General features: G+C 65.2%; 17 protein-coding genes and 2 tRNA genes. 8 read left to right on the top strand and 11 right to left on the bottom strand.

Features of this window, described 5'->3' with window-relative positions:
• Positions 1–45: 45 nt before the first annotated feature.
• Positions 46–1374 carry a DUF2254 domain-containing protein gene (locus tag ACFQRC_RS10170; protein WP_379960812.1) on the top strand — a complete coding sequence of 443 codons (1329 nt, stop codon included), beginning with the start codon at positions 46–48 and terminating at the stop codon, positions 1372–1374.
• Positions 1375–1433: 59 nt separating this feature from the next.
• A complete protein-coding gene (locus ACFQRC_RS10165; RefSeq protein ID WP_379960810.1) occupies positions 1434–3548 on the top strand; it encodes a prolyl oligopeptidase family protein in 2115 nt (704 codons plus the stop codon).
• A 93-nt stretch (positions 3549–3641) separates the two neighbouring features.
• Here ACFQRC_RS10165 and ACFQRC_RS10160 read toward each other — a convergent pair whose 3' ends face one another.
• Both ACFQRC_RS10160 and ACFQRC_RS10155 read right to left on the bottom strand, forming a co-directional pair.
• Positions 3642–4091, bottom strand: coding sequence for a DUF4112 domain-containing protein (locus ACFQRC_RS10160; protein ID WP_379960808.1), 450 nt, complete (start codon positions 4089–4091; stop codon positions 3642–3644).
• A 30-nt stretch (positions 4092–4121) separates the two neighbouring features.
• Positions 4122–5573, bottom strand: coding sequence for an ABC transporter substrate-binding protein (locus ACFQRC_RS10155; RefSeq protein ID WP_379960806.1), 1452 nt, complete (start codon positions 5571–5573; stop codon positions 4122–4124).
• Positions 5574–5697: 124 nt separating this feature from the next.
• Here ACFQRC_RS10155 and ACFQRC_RS10150 point away from each other — a divergent pair, with 124 nt between their 5' ends.
• The gene (locus ACFQRC_RS10150) at positions 5698–6030 is read left to right on the top strand and encodes a hypothetical protein (protein ID WP_379960804.1); all 333 of its coding nucleotides are present in this window, start codon (positions 5698–5700) and stop codon (positions 6028–6030) included.
• A gap of 32 nt (positions 6031–6062) precedes the next feature.
• Here ACFQRC_RS10150 and ACFQRC_RS10145 read toward each other — a convergent pair.
• The 4 genes from ACFQRC_RS10145 to ACFQRC_RS10130 form a co-directional block, all read right to left on the bottom strand.
• Positions 6063–6149: transfer RNA gene (locus ACFQRC_RS10145), tRNA-Leu, on the bottom strand.
• Between the two features lie 64 nt (positions 6150–6213).
• Positions 6214–6492: an integration host factor subunit beta gene (locus ACFQRC_RS10140; protein ID WP_379960802.1), complete on the bottom strand. Its 279-nt coding sequence runs from the start codon at positions 6490–6492 to the stop codon at positions 6214–6216.
• 228 nt (positions 6493–6720) lie between these two features.
• A complete protein-coding gene (rpsA, locus tag ACFQRC_RS10135; RefSeq protein WP_379960800.1) occupies positions 6721–8430 on the bottom strand; it encodes a 30S ribosomal protein S1 in 1710 nt (569 codons plus the stop codon).
• Between the two features lie 281 nt (positions 8431–8711).
• Positions 8712–9521 (bottom strand): LytTR family DNA-binding domain-containing protein, encoded by an 810-nt coding sequence (locus ACFQRC_RS10130; protein WP_379960798.1) that lies wholly within the window; start codon positions 9519–9521, stop codon positions 8712–8714.
• A gap of 180 nt (positions 9522–9701) precedes the next feature.
• Here ACFQRC_RS10130 and ACFQRC_RS10125 point away from each other — a divergent pair, with 180 nt between their 5' ends.
• Complete coding sequence (locus ACFQRC_RS10125) at positions 9702–10166, top strand: hypothetical protein (protein WP_379960796.1); 465 nt, start codon at positions 9702–9704, stop codon at positions 10164–10166.
• Positions 10167–10308: 142 nt separating this feature from the next.
• Positions 10309–11136, top strand: a complete 828-nt coding sequence (locus ACFQRC_RS10120; RefSeq protein ID WP_379960794.1) for a hypothetical protein — start codon at positions 10309–10311, stop codon at positions 11134–11136.
• 71 nt (positions 11137–11207) lie between these two features.
• Here the strand turns inward: ACFQRC_RS10120 and ACFQRC_RS10115 are convergent, their stop codons facing one another.
• The 3 genes from ACFQRC_RS10115 to aroA all read right to left on the bottom strand — a co-directional run bounded on the left by ACFQRC_RS10115 (position 11208) and on the right by aroA (position 14691).
• Positions 11208–12506, bottom strand: a complete 1299-nt coding sequence (locus ACFQRC_RS10115; protein ID WP_379960792.1) for a sulfatase — start codon at positions 12504–12506, stop codon at positions 11208–11210.
• A 236-nt stretch (positions 12507–12742) separates the two neighbouring features.
• The gene (cmk, locus tag ACFQRC_RS10110) at positions 12743–13360 is read right to left on the bottom strand and encodes a (d)CMP kinase (RefSeq protein WP_379960790.1); all 618 of its coding nucleotides are present in this window, start codon (positions 13358–13360) and stop codon (positions 12743–12745) included.
• On the bottom strand, positions 13357–14691 hold the full coding sequence (aroA, locus tag ACFQRC_RS10105) for a 3-phosphoshikimate 1-carboxyvinyltransferase (protein WP_379960788.1): 1335 nt from the start codon (positions 14689–14691) through the stop codon (positions 13357–13359). The genes cmk and aroA overlap by 4 nt, the downstream gene beginning before the upstream one ends.
• Positions 14692–14824: 133 nt before the next feature.
• Here aroA and ACFQRC_RS10100 point away from each other — a divergent pair, with 133 nt between their 5' ends.
• Together ACFQRC_RS10100 and ACFQRC_RS10095 are read left to right on the top strand one after the other, a co-directional pair.
• A complete protein-coding gene (locus ACFQRC_RS10100; RefSeq protein ID WP_379960786.1) occupies positions 14825–15148 on the top strand; it encodes a TIGR02300 family protein in 324 nt (107 codons plus the stop codon).
• 119 nt (positions 15149–15267) lie between these two features.
• Positions 15268–15343, top strand: a tRNA-Ala gene (locus tag ACFQRC_RS10095).
• 146 nt (positions 15344–15489) lie between these two features.
• Here the strand turns inward: ACFQRC_RS10095 and ACFQRC_RS10090 are convergent.
• Together ACFQRC_RS10090 and ACFQRC_RS10085 are read right to left on the bottom strand one after the other, a co-directional pair.
• On the bottom strand, positions 15490–17421 hold the full coding sequence (locus tag ACFQRC_RS10090; RefSeq protein ID WP_379960784.1) for a PAS domain S-box protein: 1932 nt from the start codon (positions 17419–17421) through the stop codon (positions 15490–15492).
• Between the two features lie 99 nt (positions 17422–17520).
• Positions 17521–17859 carry a hypothetical protein gene (locus tag ACFQRC_RS10085; RefSeq protein WP_379960781.1) on the bottom strand — a complete coding sequence of 113 codons (339 nt, stop codon included), beginning with the start codon at positions 17857–17859 and terminating at the stop codon, positions 17521–17523.
• A 236-nt stretch (positions 17860–18095) separates the two neighbouring features.
• Between ACFQRC_RS10085 and ACFQRC_RS10080 the strand changes: the two genes are divergently transcribed.
• On the top strand, positions 18096–20474 hold the full coding sequence (locus ACFQRC_RS10080; protein ID WP_379960779.1) for a calcium-binding protein: 2379 nt from the start codon (positions 18096–18098) through the stop codon (positions 20472–20474).
• Positions 20475–20534 lie beyond the last annotated feature (60 nt).

The following is a 20534-nucleotide window of genomic DNA, read 5'->3' as shown; positions in this document are numbered from 1 at the left end:
CCCCGGCTTTCGTCGGGGAACATATTGGGTGCGGGACTGAGGCGGGTGCAGACCAGCCTTCGCAAATTCTGGCTGAGCCTCAACGCCAGCTACTGGTTCATCCCGACTCTGCTGACCCTGGCGGCGCTGGTCCTCTCCTTCGTCACCATCTTCATCGACCGCAACGGCGGCGCCCAATGGCTGACCGATCTCGGCTGGGTGCAGGCGAGCCGCCCGGACGGCGCGCGCAGCTTGCTGACGGTGATTTCAAGCTCGATGATCGGGGTTGCCTCGACCGTCTTCGCCATCACCATCGCGGCGGTCGTCTACGCGTCCGGCACCTATGGGCCGCGCCTCCTCACCAACTTCATGACCGATCGGGGCAATCAGTTTTCGCTCGGAGTCTTCGTTGCCACGTTCGTTTACGGCCTGATGGTGCTGCGGGTGGTGCGCGCCGAAGACGAGGTGCCGGCGACCGCCGAGGACGCCGCCGCGACCTACCTGCCGGGCTTCGTCCCGCAAATCTCGTTGCTGATCGCGGTCGCATTGCTGCTGCTTTCAGTGGCCGTTTTGGTCTATTTCCTCCACCACATCCCGGCGAGCATCCGCATCAACAGCGTGCTGGCGGGGATAGGCCGGCGGCTGCTGAGGGACATCGACGATCGTTTTCCCAAGGTGGACGGCGCCCGCGCGCCGTCCAGGAGCGCGGGCGGCGTGACGGTGACGGCGGCGGTTACAGGGTATGTCGAGATCATCGACTTCGACAGGCTGGACGACCTGGCCCGGGCCGTGGGCGCGACCATCAGCCTAAAGGTGCGCACCGGCGATTTCATCCATCCGCCAATGACCCTGCTGGAGGTTGCGGGCGCCGATCCCGATGGCGAGTTGAGCGCGGAACTGCGCGGCGCCTTCGCGGTGGGCGCGGCGCGGACGCCGACGCAGGATCTGGAATATCTGATCGACGAACTGGTCGAGATCGCGCTCAGAGCCCTGTCGCCGGCGATCAACGACGCGTTCACCGCCATCACCAGCCTCCACTGGATCGGCGCCGCGACCGCCAGCCTCGCCGGCCGCAACCTCTGCCGCGGTCCCGAGCAGGAGGATTATGACGCGATGCGGGTACGGCCGCTCGACGACGACTTTTCGCATTTCGTCGCGCGCGGCTTCGGCGGCATCCGCCCGTCCGCCGCGACTAGCCCGCTTGCCGCCAAGGTCTTCATCGACGTGCTGCTCGCGGCGATAGATGGTTGTGAGCTGCCGGAGCGCCGCGCCTTGCTCGCACGGGAAGCGAAGCTGCTCGAAGAGCAGGCCGAGGTGGAGCTGGCCGGGCCGGCCCTGGACGAAATCCGGGCGAAGGCGCGGGCATTCGAGGCGGCGCTGCGTGTTTCCCGATAGTGACAGGCGGGTTTTCAGCCTCTAGCCTTCCGCCACACCGAAAAATTCGGAGATGTGCCTTGTTCCGATCGATCGTTCCTGTCGCCGCCTTGCTCCTCACCGCCGTCGCCGCGCCCGCAATGGCCGACGATCCCTATCTCTGGTTGGAGGAGATACAAAGCGAGCGGGCGCTGACGCAGGTGAAGGAATGGAATGCCGAGACCGAGGCGGTCCTCACCACGATGCCCGGTTACGAGGAGTATCGGACGCGGGCCAAGGCTATCCTCGACGACGAGCAGCAGATCGCCGCGCCCGAGGACGTGCTCGGGGACAAGGTCACCAATCTCTGGCGCGACGCGCAGAATCCGCGCGGGCTGTGGCGGATCGCCTCGCTCGAATCCTACGCCGCCGGAAAACCCGAATGGCGGGTGCTGATCGACGTCGATGCGCTGGGGAAGAAGGAGGGCGAGAGCTGGGTTTGGCACGGCGCCAACTGCCTCGCGCCCGAATATGCTCGCTGCCTCGTCTCCTTGAGCCCGGGCGGCACCGACGCCGACGTGGTGCGCGAGTTCGACATCGCCACCGGACAATTCGTCGAGGGCGGCTTCGCCCTTCCGGCGGCCAAGAGCAATGTCGCCTGGGTCGACGAGAACAATCTGCTCGTCGTCACCGATTACGGCCCCGATTCCCTTACCACGTCGGGCTATGGGCGCGTCGCCAAGCTTTGGAAGCGGGGGACCCCGCTGGCTCAGGCGACGACCGTCGCCGAAGGGGCGAAGACCGATGTCAGCGTGTCGCCCTTCATGGTGATGGACGGCGACACGCGCTGGTCCTTCGTCAACAAGGGCAAGACCTTCTGGACCGGCGAATTATGGCTCTACGCCGGGCCGGACAAGCTCGTCCGGACGCCGCTGCCCGACGATGCCGACTTCCGGGACGTCTTCCAGGGCAGGCTGATCGCCAGCCTCAATTCTCCGCTGGCGGTCGTGGGGGGAGAGGCCCTGCCCGCCGGCGCGATCGTCGCTTACCCGCTGGCCGACATCGCCGCCGGCCGCCCCGCGGCGCCGGAGCTGGTGATGGCGCCGAGGAAGAGCCAGGCGATCGAGGAGGTCGCTGCTTCCGACAACTTCCTGTGGGTGAAGGCGCTGGACGACGTCTCCGGCAAGCTCTTCGCGCTCGCGGTCGGCGACGATGACGCCTGGACGAGCAAGGCAATTCCGCTGGAAGCCAACAGCACCATCCATCTGCTCGACACGGCCGGAGAGGCCGACATGGCCTTCGCGACGGTCGAGGGCATGCTCAACCCGCCGACATTGTACGCCGTCACCGCCGACGCCGCGCCGCGGGTGGTGCAGAGCCTGCCGGCGAAGTTCGACGCTGACCTGTTCACCGTCGAACAGCGTTTCGCGACGTCGAAGGACGGCACCCGCATTCCCTATTTCCTCGTCCGGAGGAAGAGTGACAGCGAGGATCCGGTGCCCGCTTTGATCCATGCCTATGGCGGCTTCCGCGCCGCGCAGACGCCGACCTATCTGACCGGCCAGCCCTATCGCGCTGGCCCGCTCGGCCTGTTCTGGGTCGAGGAAGGCAAGGCCTATGTCCTCGCCAACATCCGCGGCGGCGGCGAATATGGCCCGGCCTGGCACGAGGCGGCGCTGCGCGAGAACCGGCAGAAGAGCTTCGACGACCTCCACGCGGTCGCCGAGCACCTCGTCAGCACCGGCGTCAGCCCGAAGGGGAAGATCGCGATTTCCGGCCGATCCAATGGCGGTGTCCTGGTCGGCGCGGCGATCAACCAGCGCCCTGATCTGTATGGCGCGGTGATCTCGGGCTCGCCGCTCGGCGACATGAAGCGCTACGCGCAGCTGCTCGCCGGCGCGTCCTGGATGGGCGAATATGGCGATCCGGACAAGCCGGAGGATTGGGCGTTTATCTCCGAATATTCACCCTATCAGAACATCGCCAGGGGCGTCGATTACCCGCCGGTCTTCTTTTATTCCTCGACCCTCGACGACCGCGTCCACCCCGGTCATGCCCGAAAGATGGCGGCCCGCTTCGAGGAATATGGCAACAAAGTCTATTTCCACGAATATCTGGAAGGCGGCCATTCGGTCGGCGCGGACCATGCCGAGGATGCCAAGCGGGCGGCCCTGCTGACGACGTTCCTCAACAAGGCGCTGGTCGAAGGGGAGTGAGCGGGTTGTTCCGGCCTGCACTCGTCATTCCAGCGAACGCTGGATTCTCACTTCCTTAAGGCAACGAGATTCCAGCTTTCGCTGGAATGACGGTTACCGTCCGGAATTCGGCCGCGCCACCGTTTCTCCCTCGACCGTCATGGTCGAGGGATGGTGCTTGTCGAGGTAACGCTTGACGATCTTGAGGTTCCGCGTGTTCGACCGGAAGGCGAAGTCGAAAAGATCGCCGACCAGCGGCACCGCGCCGACCAGCGTGTCCACGCCGATATTGCCGGCCATCCGGGCGAGGTCGAATTTGGACATGCCGAGGTTGCGCGCCTCCCATACCAGCCACGCGCCCATCGAAGCGGTGACGATGTCGCCGATCACCGGGATCAGCCCGACGATCGAATCGAGGCCGATCGGGCGATTGATTCCGGGGATGACGAACAATCGTTCGAGCACACCCTCCATCGCTTCCAGCCGCCGCCGCACCGAGGCCGGATCGCGGCCGATCGGCAATTGGCTGGCGATCGCTTCGAACTGTTCCTGCGGTGTCGGCACGGCTTACTCCTTCTGCCCTGACTGGGTGGCTCAGCCTTCCGGTGCAACCAGCGTGGCCGGGGTGTGGCGGCCGAACGGATTGGGCTGGAAGCCGGTGACGCGCGGCGAGACCAGCGACCAGCGCACCGGCGCGGCGAGCGGAATGAAGGCGGTCATGTCGGTCAGCAGGCGATCCACGCCAGCCAGGTGAATGCGCCGCTCGACGGCGGAAGCCGCGGTTCGCGCCGCCGCCAGCCGGGAACGGACATCCTCGCCGCAGACGGCGCCGGCATCGCAGATGAAGCGCAGATACCAGCTGGCGAGCGTCGCCGGCGCGACCGCGTCGACGAGGCGGAGATCGGCGCGCTGGTTCGGGCCGACCCGCTCGGCCTGGACGCCGATCGCCCGCCAGTCCCGGCGCAAATGGGCGAAGACCAGGCGATAGCCGGGCTCGTCGGGCATGGCGACGCGGACGACGAGGGGTTCGTCCCCGGAGACCTCTTCGATGGCCTGGGCCGCCTGCTCGCGCCGCATCGGCAACGGACTCTCGGCCCAGTCGGGCTGCGCCGGCCGCGGCAGTTCGTCGATCGACGGCGGCAGCAGCGAGGCGCGGGGCTGGAGTTCGGGGATTTCGAGCGCGGCCACCAAAGCGGCGCGATCGACCGCCATGCTGAGCGCGCGGCGGACGGCGGGGTCGCCCAGCACGCCCCCGTCGCGCAGGAAGGCGAGTCCGAACAGTCCGGCGACGGGGTCGAAGCGAAGGGCCGCGCCGGGCTCGGCGGCGCGCGCTATCGGGAGATCGCCGAGCGTGCCGCCGGTGACGAAATCGGCGAGGCCCTGATCGAAGCGCGCGACCGCCATCGCCGCCGGCTCGCCGCGAAGAAGTACGGGCGGACCATGGGGCTCCGCGCCGACCTCTTCCTCGTCAGGCCTGTGCTGGCTGAGGAAGATACCGTCCTCTCGCGGCGTGGCGTGAAAGGGACCAGTGCCCCCGCCGTCCCGGAGCACGCCCATTTCCGGCTGGGCGAGCAATTGGAGGAAGTTCGGGCGGGGCGATTTGAGGCTGATCTCCAGCACGTCGTCGGTCATCGCCTCGATCTCGTCGATCACACCCAGCAAGGGTTTCAGGTCGTTGCGGCTGGCGCCGCTCACCGCCGCCTGGAGCCGCGCGGTCACCTGTTCCGCCGTGACGCGTTCGCCGTTCGCCCATTCCGCCCGTCCCAGCCGGAACGTATAGCGCAGGCCGTCGTCGGAGACGATCCAGCTCTGCGCCAGCGCCGGCTGCACCTGGCCTCCGGCATCGAACTGGACCAGCCCCTGCGCCGCGGCTTCGGCCAGAAAACTCGCCGGAGGGCCGAGCGTTTCGAGATTGGGATTCACGAGCGCGGGAGGCTCGCCGATCGCGCTGACCGTGATCGGTCCGCTCTCCGGCTCGGAGCAACCCGCGCCGCAAAGCAGCGCGGCGATGGCCAGGGCGCGGGACAGAATGGGGTGAATCGCCATCGCCTCGACCGATAACCCACCGGGGGGAGGAATTGCAGCGCTAAATGCCGCCTCCGCCGCACGTCCGTTTACTCCGCCTTCACCAGTACGGGTGTAGCGGAACGGAATAGTTGGGAGCCTGGAGATGACGTCCGACCGCGGATCGCCGAGCCATTATCGCGAGCGCCGTGACAAGCGGACCGAAATCCTGTCCACGGCTCAGATGCGTCATGGCAGCCGCTACAGCGTAGAAGTGCGGATACGCGACGTATCGCAATGTGGTTTCATGGCGGAATGCGGCGATCCGGTTCAGATCGGGAGCTATGTCGCGCTGGAGGTGCCCGGCATCGGTCCGGTCCGCGCCCAGGTGCGCTGGCAGCTCGCCGGCCGCATGGGCGGAATGTTCCTCGATCCGATCAGCCTCAGCCGCTGCGAATGGACGGCGGTTTCGGTCGAGCCGTCGCTCAGAACTGGCTGAGGATCAATCGAAGCCGGATCGCCCGAAGGGGCTGGTGCGGACGGCGGGACTCGAACCCGCACGCCCCGAGGGGCAGAAGATTTTAAGTCTCCAGCGTCTACCGGTTCCGCCACGTCCGCACGGACAAGGCGATAGCGCCATTTGCGGCCGGCGCGATAGTCGAAATGGCCGGAAGGCGGACGTTCAGACGTTCAGCCGCTCGCGCATTTCCTTGCCCGGCTTGAAATAGGGAACGCGCTTGGCGGCGACGTCGACAGCATCGCCGGTGCGCGGGTTGCGGCCCTTGCGGGCGTCGCGGTCGCGCGTGGAGAAGGCCCCGAATCCGCGCAACTCGACGCGGCCGCCCTTCTGCAGCTGGTCGATGATCGAATCGAAGAATGCGGTCGCGACGCGCTCGATCTCCCGGACGGTAAGGTCGGGATGGTCCTCGCACAGCTTCTGCACAAGCTCGGATCGTATCAAGGCCTAGGCCTCCTTAAATTGCAGGCTTCCGGTTCGGGCCGGACGAAATAGCGAACGCGTAGGCCGCCCCACCGCCACGCTTGATGCAGATTAATCGCATCAATTCAGGCGAAACGCAATATAAACGGAGGCGTAACGACAGCAAAAAGGCCTCGGCTCGACGCGCGGTCGAACCGAGGCCCTCTTCCACTGGCTGGATTTGGCGTTCCAGCAGGCGCCATCAGTCGTTTAGCTGTTCTTCTGCTTCAAGGCCTCCCCGAGGATATCGCCCAGCGACGCGCCCGAATCGGAGCTGCCATATTGGGCGACCGCCTGCTTCTCCTCGGCGATCTGCATCGCCTTCACAGAGAAATTGGGCTTCTTGGAGCGGTCGAAGCCGATCACCATCGCGTCGAACTTCTGGCCGACCTGGAAGCGCTCGGGACGCTGCTCGTCGCGGTCGCGGCCCAAGTCTGTGCGCTTGAGGAACCCGGTCGCGCCATCGTCGCCGATCTGCACTTCCAGCCCGCCGTCGCGCACTTCGAGGACGGTGACGGTGACCACGTCGTTCTTCTTGACGCCGCCGCCGCTGCTCGCCGCGCTCGCCGCCGAGACTCCGCCGCGCTCAAGCTGCTTCATGCCGAGCGAGATGCGCTCCTTCTCGACATCGACGTCGAGCACGACCGCCTTCACGGTCTCGCCCTTGTGGTGCAGGTTCAAGGCGTCCTCGCCCGAAATGCCCCAGGCGATGTCCGACATGTGGACCATGCCGTCGACGTCGCCGTCGAGGCCGATGAACAGGCCGAACTCGGTCGAATTCTTGACCTCGCCCTCCAGCTCGGTGCCGACCGGATGGGTCTCGGCGAAGGCCGCCCACGGATTGGCCTGGGCCTGCTTGAGGCCGAGGCTGATGCGGCGCTTGTCCTCGTCGACCTCGAGGATCGACACGTCGACCTCCTGGCTGGTCGAGACGATCTTGCCGGGATGGACGTTCTTCTTGGTCCAGGACATTTCGGAGACGTGGACCAGACCCTCGATGCCGGGCTCCAGCTCGACGAACGCGCCATATTCGGTGATGTTGGTGACGCGGCCGGTGAACACGCCGTCGATCGGATATTTGGCCGAAGCGCCTTCCCACGGATCCGATTCGAGCTGCTTCATGCCCAAGGAGATGCGCTGCGTGTCGCGGTTGATGCGGATGATCTGCACCTTCACCGTGTCGCCGATATTGATCATCTCCGACGGATGGCCGACGCGCTTGTAGGACAAATCGGTGACGTGGAGGAGGCCGTCGATGCCGCCCAGATCGACGAAGGCGCCGTAATCGGTGATGTTCTTGACCACGCCCTCGATCACCTGGCCTTCGGCGAGGCTCTGGATGAGGCCGGTGCGCTGCTCGGCGCGGGTCTCTTCCAAGATGGCGCGGCGCGAGACGACGATATTGCCGCGGCGGCGGTCCATCTTCAAAATCTGGAAGGGCTGCGGAATGTCCATCAAAGGCGTCACGTCACGGACCGGGCGGATATCGACCTGGCTGCCGGGCAGGAAGGCAACGGCGCCGTTCAAGTCGACAGTGAAGCCGCCCTTGACGCGGCCGAAGATCACGCCCTCGACGCGGGCGGTGTCGTTGAATTCCTTTTCGAGCGTGTCCCAGGCGGCTTCGCGGCGGGCGCGGTCGCGGCTGAGCATCGCTTCGCCCTGGTGGTTCTCGACGCGGTCGACATAGACTTCGACCTCGTCGCCGACCTTCAGGTCCGCCTTCTGGCCGGGCGCGGCGAATTCGCGCAGCGCCACGCGGCCTTCGGATTTTAGGCCGACATCGATGACGGCGAGGTCGTTTTCGATCGCGGTGACAATGCCCTTGACGACCTTGCCCTCGAAGCTTTCATTCTCGCCGCCGAGGGATTCGTTGAGCATGGCCGCGAAATCGTCGCGGGTGGGATTTGCCGTGGTGGCCATAAAGTGGTGTGCCTTCAAAACATCAGGTGGGCCGCCGGCCGGGCGCTGCGCCTCAAGCCTTCAAGCGGTCTTTGCTGACCTTGTATGCCGCCCCGGCCCCATGCCGAAACGGCGCCCCCTGGACGGACTTGCGCGAAAAGCAAAAAGGCGCGCCGGGAGAACGGCGATGCCGTCCCTTGCGCGCGAGCCTCAAGGCTTTCCGCGAGCACAAGCCGCCCGCCGGACGGCGCGCGCTATAGGGGAAGGAGGGAGCGCTCACAAGGGGGACTTGAGCGGGGACCCTAGGCGCCGCCGACAGCAGGTCCTTCGCCAGCGGCTGAAGCCTGGCCAGGCGGGCCGATGTCCCGGGCATGGGCAAACCTTGCCTTGGCTGCCGCGGAGAAGGTCCTGCCGACCGGCACCAGTTTTTTGTCGATCAGGCAGAGGGAAAGCTTCTGTCCCTCCGTCCGCACGCCCGCGACCGCGGCCTGGGCGACCCACCAGCGGCGATGAACCTGCGCTCCCAGCCGCGGGTCGAGCAAGGCCACCGCATCGGCCATCCGCATCAATATCAGGGCGCTCCCTCCGGCGGCATGCACGCGAAGATAGTGATCCTCCGTTTCGAGAGCGATGATGTCGCCGCCGATCCCCGCCGGCAGTCGGCTGAGCAAAGCGGACGGAAAGGCGGCAGGGATCGCCTCATTCCCCGATATCGGGAGAGCCGGCGCAGGGCCGGGTGCCTCGGCGTCGTCGGCCGTGGGCGCGGTGGTTGTCGTCGCGTAAACGATCAGCAGCTGAACGGCCGCGACCGCCGCGAACAGGGCCGGCAACTGCTGGGGCGCGAAGACGCGGCCCGGCTGAAGGAGCGACATCGTCCACGCCACGACGAAGGTCATCGGCAGAGCGGAGACCAGTGCGACGGCTCCGATCCGGATCGCGCCGCCGCGAAGCATCGTCAGGGGCAGCACGGCGTCCGCCGCGACCGAGGCCACCGCGCCGGCCGCCGTCAGCCCCAGCCAGAATGCGTAGCGGGTTGCGGTCGGGTAGGCCGGGTAGGAGCCGAAGGGGCCTAGGAAGCCGAGGAGCAGACCCACCACTGTCGCGGCCAGCAATGGCCTCCATCTCCCCCACAAAGGCCGTTGGCGCTGCGTGAACTGCATGCTTCCCACATTGGCGAAAAACTCAAAACTATTGGCGAAATCCCGGCTTGTCGATGCGGCGCAGACAGGCGGATGGCAATCGCAGCCGGCGCGATCCGCGCCCCAAAGCCTATCCAACATGGAGAAATGACGATGAAACGCTTGATGACGCTTGCCATGGCCGCCGCCATTGCTGCCCCTGCAGCGGTTGCTGCACAGCCCGCGACGTCGATCGCTATGACCTGCGACGCGGGAGATGCTGCGGCGGCCGGCGAGGCCCCGAACCTCCACGGCCATTGGGATTTCCTGATGGTTCCCCGGGGGACGCCCAGTTTCGGCCTCATGTCGATTGGCTTCGTCGGCGCCGACTATGGCGGATCGCTGGCCCCGGCGAGGACCGCGCCCGTCGTCCTGCGCAATATCACCTTGACCGGCAACTATATCCACATGGTTGTCGCCTCCACCGAGGGTGATGTCCTGTTCGACGGAACGCTCTCGGCCAAGGGCGACCTTATGTGCGGAACCGTAACCTACCACGGCGGCGAAACCTTCCCGATGGTGGCCCAGAAGCGGCCTTCGACCTACCAGTCCCAGCCTCAGTCCCAGCGGGCGCGGTAACGGGCAGGACGGGCGGGCGGCGCCGGGGCTCAGGCGCCTCCTGTCATTATCTTCGGCACGCAATCCAGCAACCTGCGAGTTTTCTTCGCGCATCAGGGCCGCTTTCATGTTACTTTCCGCTCCCAGCGGGAAGGGGATGCGAATGCCGTATCCACGAGCTTACGTTTACGTGCTGCTGGTCATGGCGGTGATCGCGGCCGGCTTCTGGCCGAGCTATTTCGCTGTTTGGGGCAGCGTGCCCTGGCAGTTCCACGCTCACGGCGTCGCCGCAAGCCTTTGGGTGATGGTGGTTTTGGCGCAAAGCTGGACCGCGCATCACGGACGGCTGTCGCTTCACCGAGCGGTTGGACTGTCCAGTCTCCTGCTCTTTCCGTTCCTGATCGGCGGGCTTGCGGCGATCATCGACGTGACGGCGAAAGGCTATGCCGCCGCCGACCATCCGGTCCGCATGATGTTCGGCGGCCCCTTCCTGATCGGACTGGCGCTCGCTATCGCCGCCTATGTCACCGTCTATTATCGAGCTCTCAAATACCGGCGGGAGGTCTGGATTCACTCCGGCTACATGCTGACGACGTCGCTGATCCTGTTCGAATCCCCGTTCGGTCGAGTCCTCAACCAGTATATGCCGGGGCTGACGATCGGGGGGGCGGAGGACCTGCACCGGATCATGCCGGCGATCCTCTGGTCGATGGCGATAGAACTCGCCTTTATCGCGGCCGTCTGGCTCAAATATCGGGAGAAGGCGACGCCGTTCCTCGTCGCCGGATTGTTCATCGTTGCGCAGATGCTGACGATGGGGCCATTGGGGGACACGGCGTGGTTCAAGTCCCTGATGGTGATGCTTGGCAATGCGCCGAGCGCAGCCATAGTGGCGACCGGCGTCGCAGCTGGCGCGCTCACCAGCTGGGCCGGTTGGCAGGCGGGCAGGCGCCCGGCCGTGCCAATCGCCGGAACTGCGCAACCGGCTTGACGTTTTCCGCTCCGAAGCTTGAACCTCGAACTTTCGCTTTCCAACCCCTGGCTGAGTTACTTTTGAGTGGCCTAAGCGGGCCCGCCGCGCTTGATTGGGACCGCCGGCAGCATCTCCCTATCCCATAGTGCGTAGCTGGCCTTGAGCCTTTGCAGGATCTCCGGTTCCGCGCCCTTCAGATCGCTTCGCTCTCCCGGATCCAGGACGAGATCGAACAGGTACTCGCGATCTTGATCGCGGAGATACTTCCAGCCGCGATCCCTGACAGCCTTCTGTTGAAGACGCTGCGCAGTCCGCCAGAAAATCATGCGATCGATCGGCTCCCCGCCAGCCAGGACAGGCAGCAGGTTCATGCCGTCCAGCGGGTGCGAGGGCGCGGGCGGCACCCCTGCTGCGGCAAGGATCGTCGCGGTCCAGTCGAGCGTCGTTGCCACCTGCCGCGTCGTCTCGCCCGAAGGAATGACGCTGGGCCAGCGCACGAAAGCTGGAACGCGTAGCCCACCCTCCCACAAATGCCCTTTGCCGCGTGCCAGTCCGGCCATGTTCGAATATTGCTTGCCTCCATTGTCGCTCGTGAAAATGACGAGCGTGCGCTCGGCGACGCCGGTATCATCCAGGGCAGCCAGGATCCGACCTACCGCGCCATCCAGAGCCCTCATCATATCGGGAAATCGGTCGGGGGGACCGATGTCGAACGGTCCGTGGCTTGGACCCATCGGCGGGTCTCCCGGTCGCTGCCACGGCGAATGCGGCGCGGTGCCCTGATGGTTGAGAAAAAACGGCTCCCGCCGCTGTCGAATGAACCGCACCGCCTCGTCCGCTATCAGATCCGTCAGATAGCCCGTTGCCCGTACCGCGTCTCCATTGCGGTGCAGGTCGTGCCGCCCTGTTGGATCGCTGTGGGAGATGTAGTCGACGGCTCCCGAGAGCGGACCAAAGAATTCGTCGAAGCCATGTCGGTTGGGGTGAAATTCAGATCGGATTCCCAGATGCCATTTCCCGAACAGGCCATTCCTGTATCCAGCCCGCTTGAGGAGCGAGGACAGGGTTGGATGCGCGGGATCCAGCCCCAGCTCGCGGTCCTCAGAGGATAGCGTCAGCGGTTCTCGAAGGCCGATGGGAGTTCGGGCCGGATAGCGGCCGGTCATCAGGCCGACCCGGGTCGGCGTACAAACCGGCGCGATCGCGTAAGCCTGCGTGAACCGGGTGCCCTGCGATGCAAGCCGGTCCAAAACCGGCGTCTGGAAGTCGGCGCGGCCGTAGCTGCTCAGGTCGCCATATCCAAGGTCGTCGGCCGTGATCAGGACGATATTGGGAAGCCGGGCTTTGCGCGCCGACAGGTTGGCTAGTGGGGCGGCCGCGATGGCCACGCCGCTACCCCCCAAGAACGAGATAAAGCTTCTACGGCTCGCCTTGGCCTTCCCGCTCATCGGGCCTGATCCCCAAGTTGATGCAGATGGCGATATTCCGACCGGGGTTCCACTCCCGAACACTCATACAGGAGCATCGAGGCTGCGCTTCTGTAGCGCGAGAGTCTAGTGATAGTGAAATTTCGGGAGGGGGAGCAGGCGCAACTCGTCCCGTCTCCCGACTTCCCTAGGGGGCTCTAGCGGCGGCTCTCGACGAGCGCGACGGCCCGGGCGATGGCGGCTTCGATCGTGAGGTCGCTCGTGTCGAGGAGAAGAGCGTCGGCGGCGGGGCATAGGGGGGCGGCGGCGCGGCCGGTGTCGCGCTCGTCGCGGGCGCGGATGTCGATGAGCACGTCCTCATAATGGGCGTGGACGCCGAGCCGGGCGAGCTCCTCGGCGCGGCGGCGGGCGCGGACCTCCGGCGAGGCGGTGACGAACAATTTGGCATGAGCCTCGGGCGCGATGACGGTGCCGATGTCGCGGCCGTCGAGCACCGCGCCGCCGGGCTGGCGGGCGAAGCTCTGCTGCCGCTCGACCAGGGCGGAGCGCACCATCGGGTAAGCCGAGACGCGCGAGGCGACCCCGCCCACCGTCTCGCTCTTGAGCTCGGGATCGGCGAAATCGAGCTGCGAGAAATCGCAGGCGCGGGCGGCGGCGAACTCGCTGTCCGGGTCGCCGCCCCATCTGAGCAGGTTCAAGGCGACGGCGCGGTAGAGCAAGCCGGTGTCCATGTGGGGCAGGCCGAGATGCGCGGCAAGCGCGCGGGCGAGGGTGCCCTTGCCGCTGGCGGCGGGGCCGTCGACGGCGACGATCATGAGGCGTGGAGCCCGGACAAAGCGGCGGCGAAGCCGGGGAAGCTGGTCGAAACGGGGGTCATGTCGTCGACCGTTACCGGCTCGGAGCAGCGGAGGCCAGCCACCGCGAAGCTCATCGCGATGCGATGGTCGAGGCGCGAGGCGATGCGGGCGCCGCCGGGGAGGGCGCCGCCGCTGCCGTGGAGGGTGAGGCCGTCCCCTTCCTCCTCCACCGCCGCGCCGATCGCGCCGAGCCCCTCGGCCATGGCGGCGATCCGGTCCGATTCCTTGACGCGCAGCTCGGCGAGGCCGCGGGCGCGGCTCGTCCCCTTCGCGAAGGCGGCGGCGATGAAGAAAGCGGGGAATTCGTCAATCATCGCGGGGACGAGCTCGGGCGGCACGTCGACCGCGCGCAGCGGGGAGTGGCGGGCGACGAGGTCGGCGACCGGCTCTCCGCCCGATTCGCGCCGGTTGGAGAAAGTGAGGTCCGCGCCCATCGCCTCGAGCAGCCGGAACAGGCCGGCCCGCATTGGATTGACGCCGACGCCCTCGATCCGGACCTCGGAGCCGGGCACGATCAGCGCCGCGACGATCAGGAAAGCGGCGGACGAGGGGTCGCCCGGCACGTGGACGTCGCGGGGCGAGAGCTGGGCCTCGCCGGTGAGCGAGATGATCCGTTCACCGCCCGTGCCCTCCGTGCCCTCCGCCACCTCGATGTCGGCGCCGAACGCCTTGAGCATCCGCTCGCTATGATCGCGGGTCGGGACCGGTTCGATCACCCGCGTCACGCCCGGCATGTTGAGGCCGGCGAGCAGCAGCGCCGACTTGACCTGGGCCGACGCGACGCTCAGCCGGAAGTCGGCCGGCGCGGCGGGGGAGAGGCCGCGCAGGGTGAGCGGCAAACGCCCGCCGGGGGCGGCGGCGATGTCCGCCCCGATCCGCCGCAGCGGCGCGATCACCCGGTCCATCGGGCGGCGAGCAAGCGAGGCGTCGCCGATGAAGGTGGCGGTGACGGGGTGGCTGGCGATCAGGCCCATCAGCAGGCGGGTGGAGGTGCCCGAATTGCCCATGTCGAGCGCGCCGCGCGGCTGGAGCAGGCCGCCGGCGCCGACCCCGTCCACCTCCCAGCCATCGCCGCGACGCGCGATCCGGACCCCCATCGCCTGGAGCGCCGCTACGGTCGACAAGACGTCGCCGCCGTCGGACAGGCCAAGGATGCGACTGCGCCCGACCGCCATGGCGGCGAGCATCAGTGCGCGGTGGGAGATCGATTTGTCGCCGGGAACCGAAGCGGCGCCGACGAGCGGCCCGCCGGGTCCGAACGCCATCGGCTGAGCCTTGCTGCGCGTCATGTCTTTCCTGCGATGGCCGGGGCGGCGGCTTGGCTTTTGACAGCGCGCACCCCATGTGGCAAGGCGCGCGGCGACCCGGCCAAACCTCGACGGCGCGGCCGCTTTTTTCAATTCTTTCGGAGATGTTTCACCGATGGTGAAGGCTGAATGGGGCACCAAGCGGACCTGCCCGAAATGCGGCACCCGCTTCTACGATCTCGGCAAGGACGACCCGGCGACCTGCATCGAATGCGGCGTCTCGTGGGAGCCCGAGCCGGTGCTCAAGTCCAAGCAGCCGATGCCGTTCGACGCGCCCAAGAAGGAAGTCGCGGAGCCGGAGAAAGCGGATTCGGACCTCGCCGACGACGATCTCGACATCGACGAGGATGCCGAGGAGAATCCCGACGACGAGGTCGATCTGGGCGGCGACGACGATATCGGGGTCGCCAAGAAGGGCGACGACGACGAAGAGAGCTGAAAAGCTCTTGGCAAAGGCCGCCTCCTGTCATAGAGGCGGCGCCCACCAGCCTTAGCCCCAGGCTTCGGCTGGCGGGCCAGCCCGGCGTCTCGGAGCCGGGGCTGTGCGAAATTGGATATGGGGCCTTAGCTCAGCTGGGAGAGCGCTACACTGGCAGTGTAGAGGTCAGCGGTTCGATCCCGCTAGGCTCCACCATTTTTCTCGGAGTGTGAAGTCGCCGAGAGAACGGCAGGCTCTCCTCGTAGTGAACCGTCGTCTGACCGGCGGGTGGCGCCCGCGTCTACGAGCGACAAGCCGGCTTTGGCGCAGGGCGCGCCCGCATTCTCGCCATCCGCTTGTGCCTAATTCTCGATGATCTGGCGGATGCGCTCGGCGAGAGCCTCCATCTGAAACGGCTTGGTCAGGACATGCATGCCTTTCTCCAGGCGTCCGCGGCCGATGATCGCATTCTCCGCATAGCCGGTAATGAACAGCACTTTGAGATGGGGCCGGGCGGCTCGTGCCGCGTCCGCCACCTGTCGGCCGTTCAAGCCGCCGGGCAGGCCCACGTCGGTGATCAAAAGGTCTATGCGGGCATTGGATTCCAGGACTCGAAGGCCGGCGGGTCCGTCCGGCGCCTCGATCACCGCATAGCCGGCTTCCCCCAGCACCTCCGCGATGAGCATCCGGATCGTGGGCTCGTCGTCGATCACCAGTACCACCTCGCCCTCGCCGGTTGGCTCGGGCGGGAGCGAAAACACGTCTTCTTCCTCCCACGGAACATCCTCGTCGTGCCGCGGGAGGTAGAGGCACATCGTGGTGCCCTGACCCAATTCCGAGTAGATTCTGACCTGCCCGCCCGACTGCCGGACGAACCCGTAGATCATCGACAGCCCAAGCCCCGTGCCTTCTCCCAGCGGCTTGGTCGTGAAGAAAGGATCAAAGGCTTTCGCGGCGACCTCGGGAGTCATGCCGGTGCCGGTATCCGTCACGCAGACCGAGACATATTGACCGACCGGCAGATCTTGGCGGCGGGATGCGGCTTCATCCAGCCATTTGTTGGTCGTCTCGATGGTCAGCTTTCCGCCGTCCGGCATCGCGTCGCGGGCGTTTATGCACAGGTTGAGAATGGCGTTTTCCAGCTGGTTGGGGTCCACCAAAGTCGGCCACAGACCACTGGCGCCGACGACCTCGACATCGACGCCCGGCCCCACCGTTCGTCGAACCAGTTCGTCCAGTCCGTGAATCAATCGGTTGACGTTGGTCGGCTTGGGGTCGAGCGTCTGGCGCCGGGAGAAAGCGAGGAGGCGGTGCGTCAGGGCGGCGGCTCTTTTGACCGCGCCCTGGGCCGCCATGAAATAGCGGTCGAATTCGGCGGTGCGCCCCTGCGCCAGCCGGATCTGCATCATTTCGAGGCTGCCGCTGATGCCAGTCAGCAGATTGTTGAAATCGTGGGCAAGACCGCCGGTCAACTGGCCGACCGCTTCCATCTTCTGCGATTGGCGAAGCTGCTCCTCGATGGCGCGCTTCTCGGTGAGGTCGCGGGTCACCTTGGCGAAACCGACCAGTTGGCCGTCATCATCCCGGATCGGATCGATGATCACGCTGGCCCAGAAACGGGAGCCGTCCTTGCGCACGCGCCAGCCTTCGGCTTCGAAGCGTCCCTCGCGCCGGGCCGTATCGAGCGCGGCATGAGGGACGCCGGCCTCGCGATCCTCCTCGCGGTAGAAGCGCGAGAAATGCTCGCCCATGATCTCGTCCGCCGCATAGCCCTTGAAGCGCTCCGCGCCCGCGTTCCAACTGCTCACGCGTCCTTCCGGGTCGAGCATGTAGATCGCATAGTCGGTCACGCTTTGAACGAGCAGGCGGAAGCGCTCTTCGCTTTGGCGGAGCGTAGCCTCGGCCGCCCGGCGCTCGCTGAGATCGCGCGTGATCTTGGCGAAGCCGACCAGCTTGCCGGCGGGGTCGCGGATCGGATCGATCACCACGTCGGCCCAGAAGCGGCTGCCGTCCTTGCGGACCCGCCAGCCTTGCGCCTCGAATCGGCCATCCCGCTCCGCCGTGGCCAGCGCGATCCGGGGAATGCCCTGCTCGCGCTCTTCGGGAGTGTAGAAGCGAGAGAAATGTTGGCCGATTATCTCGTCGGCCGCATAGCCTTTGAACCGCTCGGCGCCCGCGTTCCAACTCGTCACGCGCCCTTGCGGATCGAGCATGTAGATGGCGTAGTCGGTGATGCTCTGGACGAGAAGCTCAAAGCGATTGCCGTCCCCGGCTAGGGTGTCAACTTCGGCCATGCCCTCCCTGTGCATTGTAAGTCCGCAAAACGAAACGAGAATCGATGCTGACCGTTCCTTTTGGTTCGTTTCAGTTCGCAGAAATTCCCGGACGGATATCTAATCCGCCCGACCGACCGCCTCGCTTGGTCTCGTCGGCTGGCGCGGTTCGCGCGCGTCTTCGTCGTCATCGCCGGTCGCCACCGGAATGGGTGGGCGCGATCCGGCCGGGATGCGGGCGAGGCTGGAAAGGAGCGGAGCTTCCCATTCGGGTTCATTGGGCGACACATCGAAGGACCGGCGCAGCAGGAAGCGAAGGCGCTCCTTCGGGCGAAAGGCGAATTTGCCGCGCGTGAGCTTTCGCTCCGTTCGGATCCGGTCGCCGCGCATCCGGAACAGCAAGCGCCAGGCCATGTAGCCGATCATGGCCGCCGTGACCGATGAGATGAGGAAGATCATGCGCTGGCGAACGAGCCGGACTCGCCCCCGGTTCCCGGCTCCGCGCGCTACTTGCAACCTCACCGCGATGGTGATCGCAAATCCCAGCCCGATCGTTCATTTTTCGTGCGGTACGAAAATGGCTCCGCCGGGCCGTCCTCAACGCGCGATGCACGCCGCTTCAGCCTGTACATGGTTGAATCTATTCCCGAAGCTTCGTATCCGGAATAGTTCGGCCGAACAGACATGGAGACGCGATGATGGCTACGATTCAAGGCACATCCGGCGATGATACGCTGATCGGCACAGATAGCCGCGCTCAAGGCGAAGGTGATCGGCTCGAAGGCTTGGCCGGTGACGATTATCTCGATGGCGGCGAGGGGATCGACACGCTCGTGGGCGGCACGGGGAACGACGTCTACATCGTGGGGCTTGGTGCCCACTATCGTATCGATAATTTTGACTGGCAATATTACTATACCGGGGAGGCCCCGGATACTGTCGAAGAGAATGGTGGGGGTACCGACGAAATCAGGAGTAGTATCAAAGAGCTTAATCTTCATGGTATCCGGATTGGTTTTGTACGCTTTTCCGCGCCGGAAGTTGAGAATCTGACCGGAACGTCAGATTCTGGCCAGACCCTTACGGGTAATGCGCTTGCTAACATAATAAAAGGCGGAGCCGGGGACGATACGTTAAGCGGCGGGAACCGAGGAGTTGACACTCTCATTGGAGGGCTAGGCAACGATAAGTACGTATTTAGCCGAGATGGTGGTCAGATTATAGAACTTGCCGATGGCGGGATTGACCATGTTGAGGTTCGTACAGTCACATTTATTATTCCCGATCACGTAGAGAACGCAACAGCCCAAAACCTCTCGGTATCACGCAACATAACCGGGAACGGTGACGACAACACAATCATCACAGGCGACTATGCTGACTATCTTGATGGGGGAATGGGGGATGATCTTCTCATTGGAGGTTTAGGTGACGATATATATGTCGTAGAGGACGATGGGGATGTTGTGTCTGACACGGGGGGTGTGGACACGGTTCGGGCAACGGTAACATTCACTCTGACATCCAACATCGAAAACCTAACCCTAATCGGTTCCTTCGACGCCAGCGGGTATGGAAACGCCGAAGCCAACGTGCTGACCGGCAATGGCTTCAATAACGAGATGTTCGGCTATGGCGGGAACGACGTGATTTCCGGAGGGGAAGGCGACGACCACCTCAGGGGCAACGACGGTGACGACCAGATAGCCGGCGGGACGGGGGCAGATGAAATCCATGGCGGCAACGGCAGCGACACCATTGGCGGCGGATCGGGGGCGAACCGCCTGAATGGGAATGGCGGCTTCGATACGGTCGCCTACGACAGTGCTGCCGCGGGGGTGCGCGTGGATCTGCGCATCCGGTCGGCTCAGGATACTGGCAGCGGCCTCGACGTCATCAACGGGTTCGAAGGGATAAGCGGCTCACGCTTTCGCGACTTCCTCAACGGCGATGAGTCGGACAATGTCATCGAAGGGAAAGACGGTGACGACCAGCTGGACGGAGGGTCGGGCGACGATCGCATCGATGGCGGAGATGGCATCGACACCGCGGTTTACGCCTATGCCAACGCAGCGGTGCTCATCGATTTGAGGCGGGAAGTGCAGGCGGACAACGCCTCCGGGAGCGACACTCTCGTGAGCATCGAGGGCGTGATCGGCTCCGAGTTCGCCGATAAGATCATCGGAAACGAAGGGGATAACCGCCTCAACGGAGCCGAAAGCAACGACAGGATAGTCGCACTCGGCGGAACCGATGTTCTGCTCGGCGGAATAGGCGACGATTATCTGGACGGCGGCGAGGGCTCGGACCGAATGGTTGGAGGCGGCGGCGATGACCTCTACCGTGTCGATGATGCGACGGACATCATTCAAGAACGCGATGGCGAGGGCGTGGATAGAGTAATTGCCACGGCCGACTATTCGATCTCTGACCATGTGGAGTATCTGCGGCTGGTTGGCGCTGCCAGGAATGGGTTCGGGAGTGACCTGGCTAATGAAATTCGGGGGTCTGCCGGGACAAACAATCTCAACGGCAGGGGCGGCGAAGACGTCATTCGCGCGGGTTCGGGGAACGACATTGCGCGAGGCGGCGCCGGCGACGATCGGTTGTACGGGCAAGCGGGACGGGACCAGCTCTTCGGTGATGACGGAGAGGATATCCTCCTTGGAGGCGCGGGTGAGGATTCACTGTCCGGAGGAATCAGCAACGACGTCCTGCTGGGAGGCACGGGCCGTGACAGCTTGACGGGGGGAGGGGGAGCAGACTGGTTCCGTTTCACCAACAGCGACATCTCGGATAGTGCAGACGAAGCGGACATGATCACCGACTTCAGCGGCTATCATGGGGACAGGATAGACCTTCAGCGAGTTGACGCGGACACACTCACCGCACGAAACGATGCCTTCACCTTCGTCGGAGATGCCGCCTTTTCGGGAGCCGCGGGTGAGCTGCGGGTTGAGGTGGTCGATAGCAACACGTTTCTCCAGGGCGACCGGGACGGCGATGGCGCGGCTGATTTCTTCATTCGCGTTGACGGCTTGCCTCCCTTGGAGGCCAGCGACTTCATTCTCTGAGCAGCGAATGCGATCACTTCATGACGAGATGTTTTCGATAGGAACAGCTGTCGTTGGAGT

The sequence above is a fragment of the Enterovirga sp. GCM10030262 genome, from assembly GCF_042666435.1.
Taxonomy (GTDB): Bacteria; Pseudomonadota; Alphaproteobacteria; order Sphingomonadales; family Sphingomonadaceae; genus Allosphingosinicella.
The sequence above is the reverse complement of the archived record's forward strand: the minus strand, read 5'-3'. Positions and strand labels throughout refer to the sequence as shown.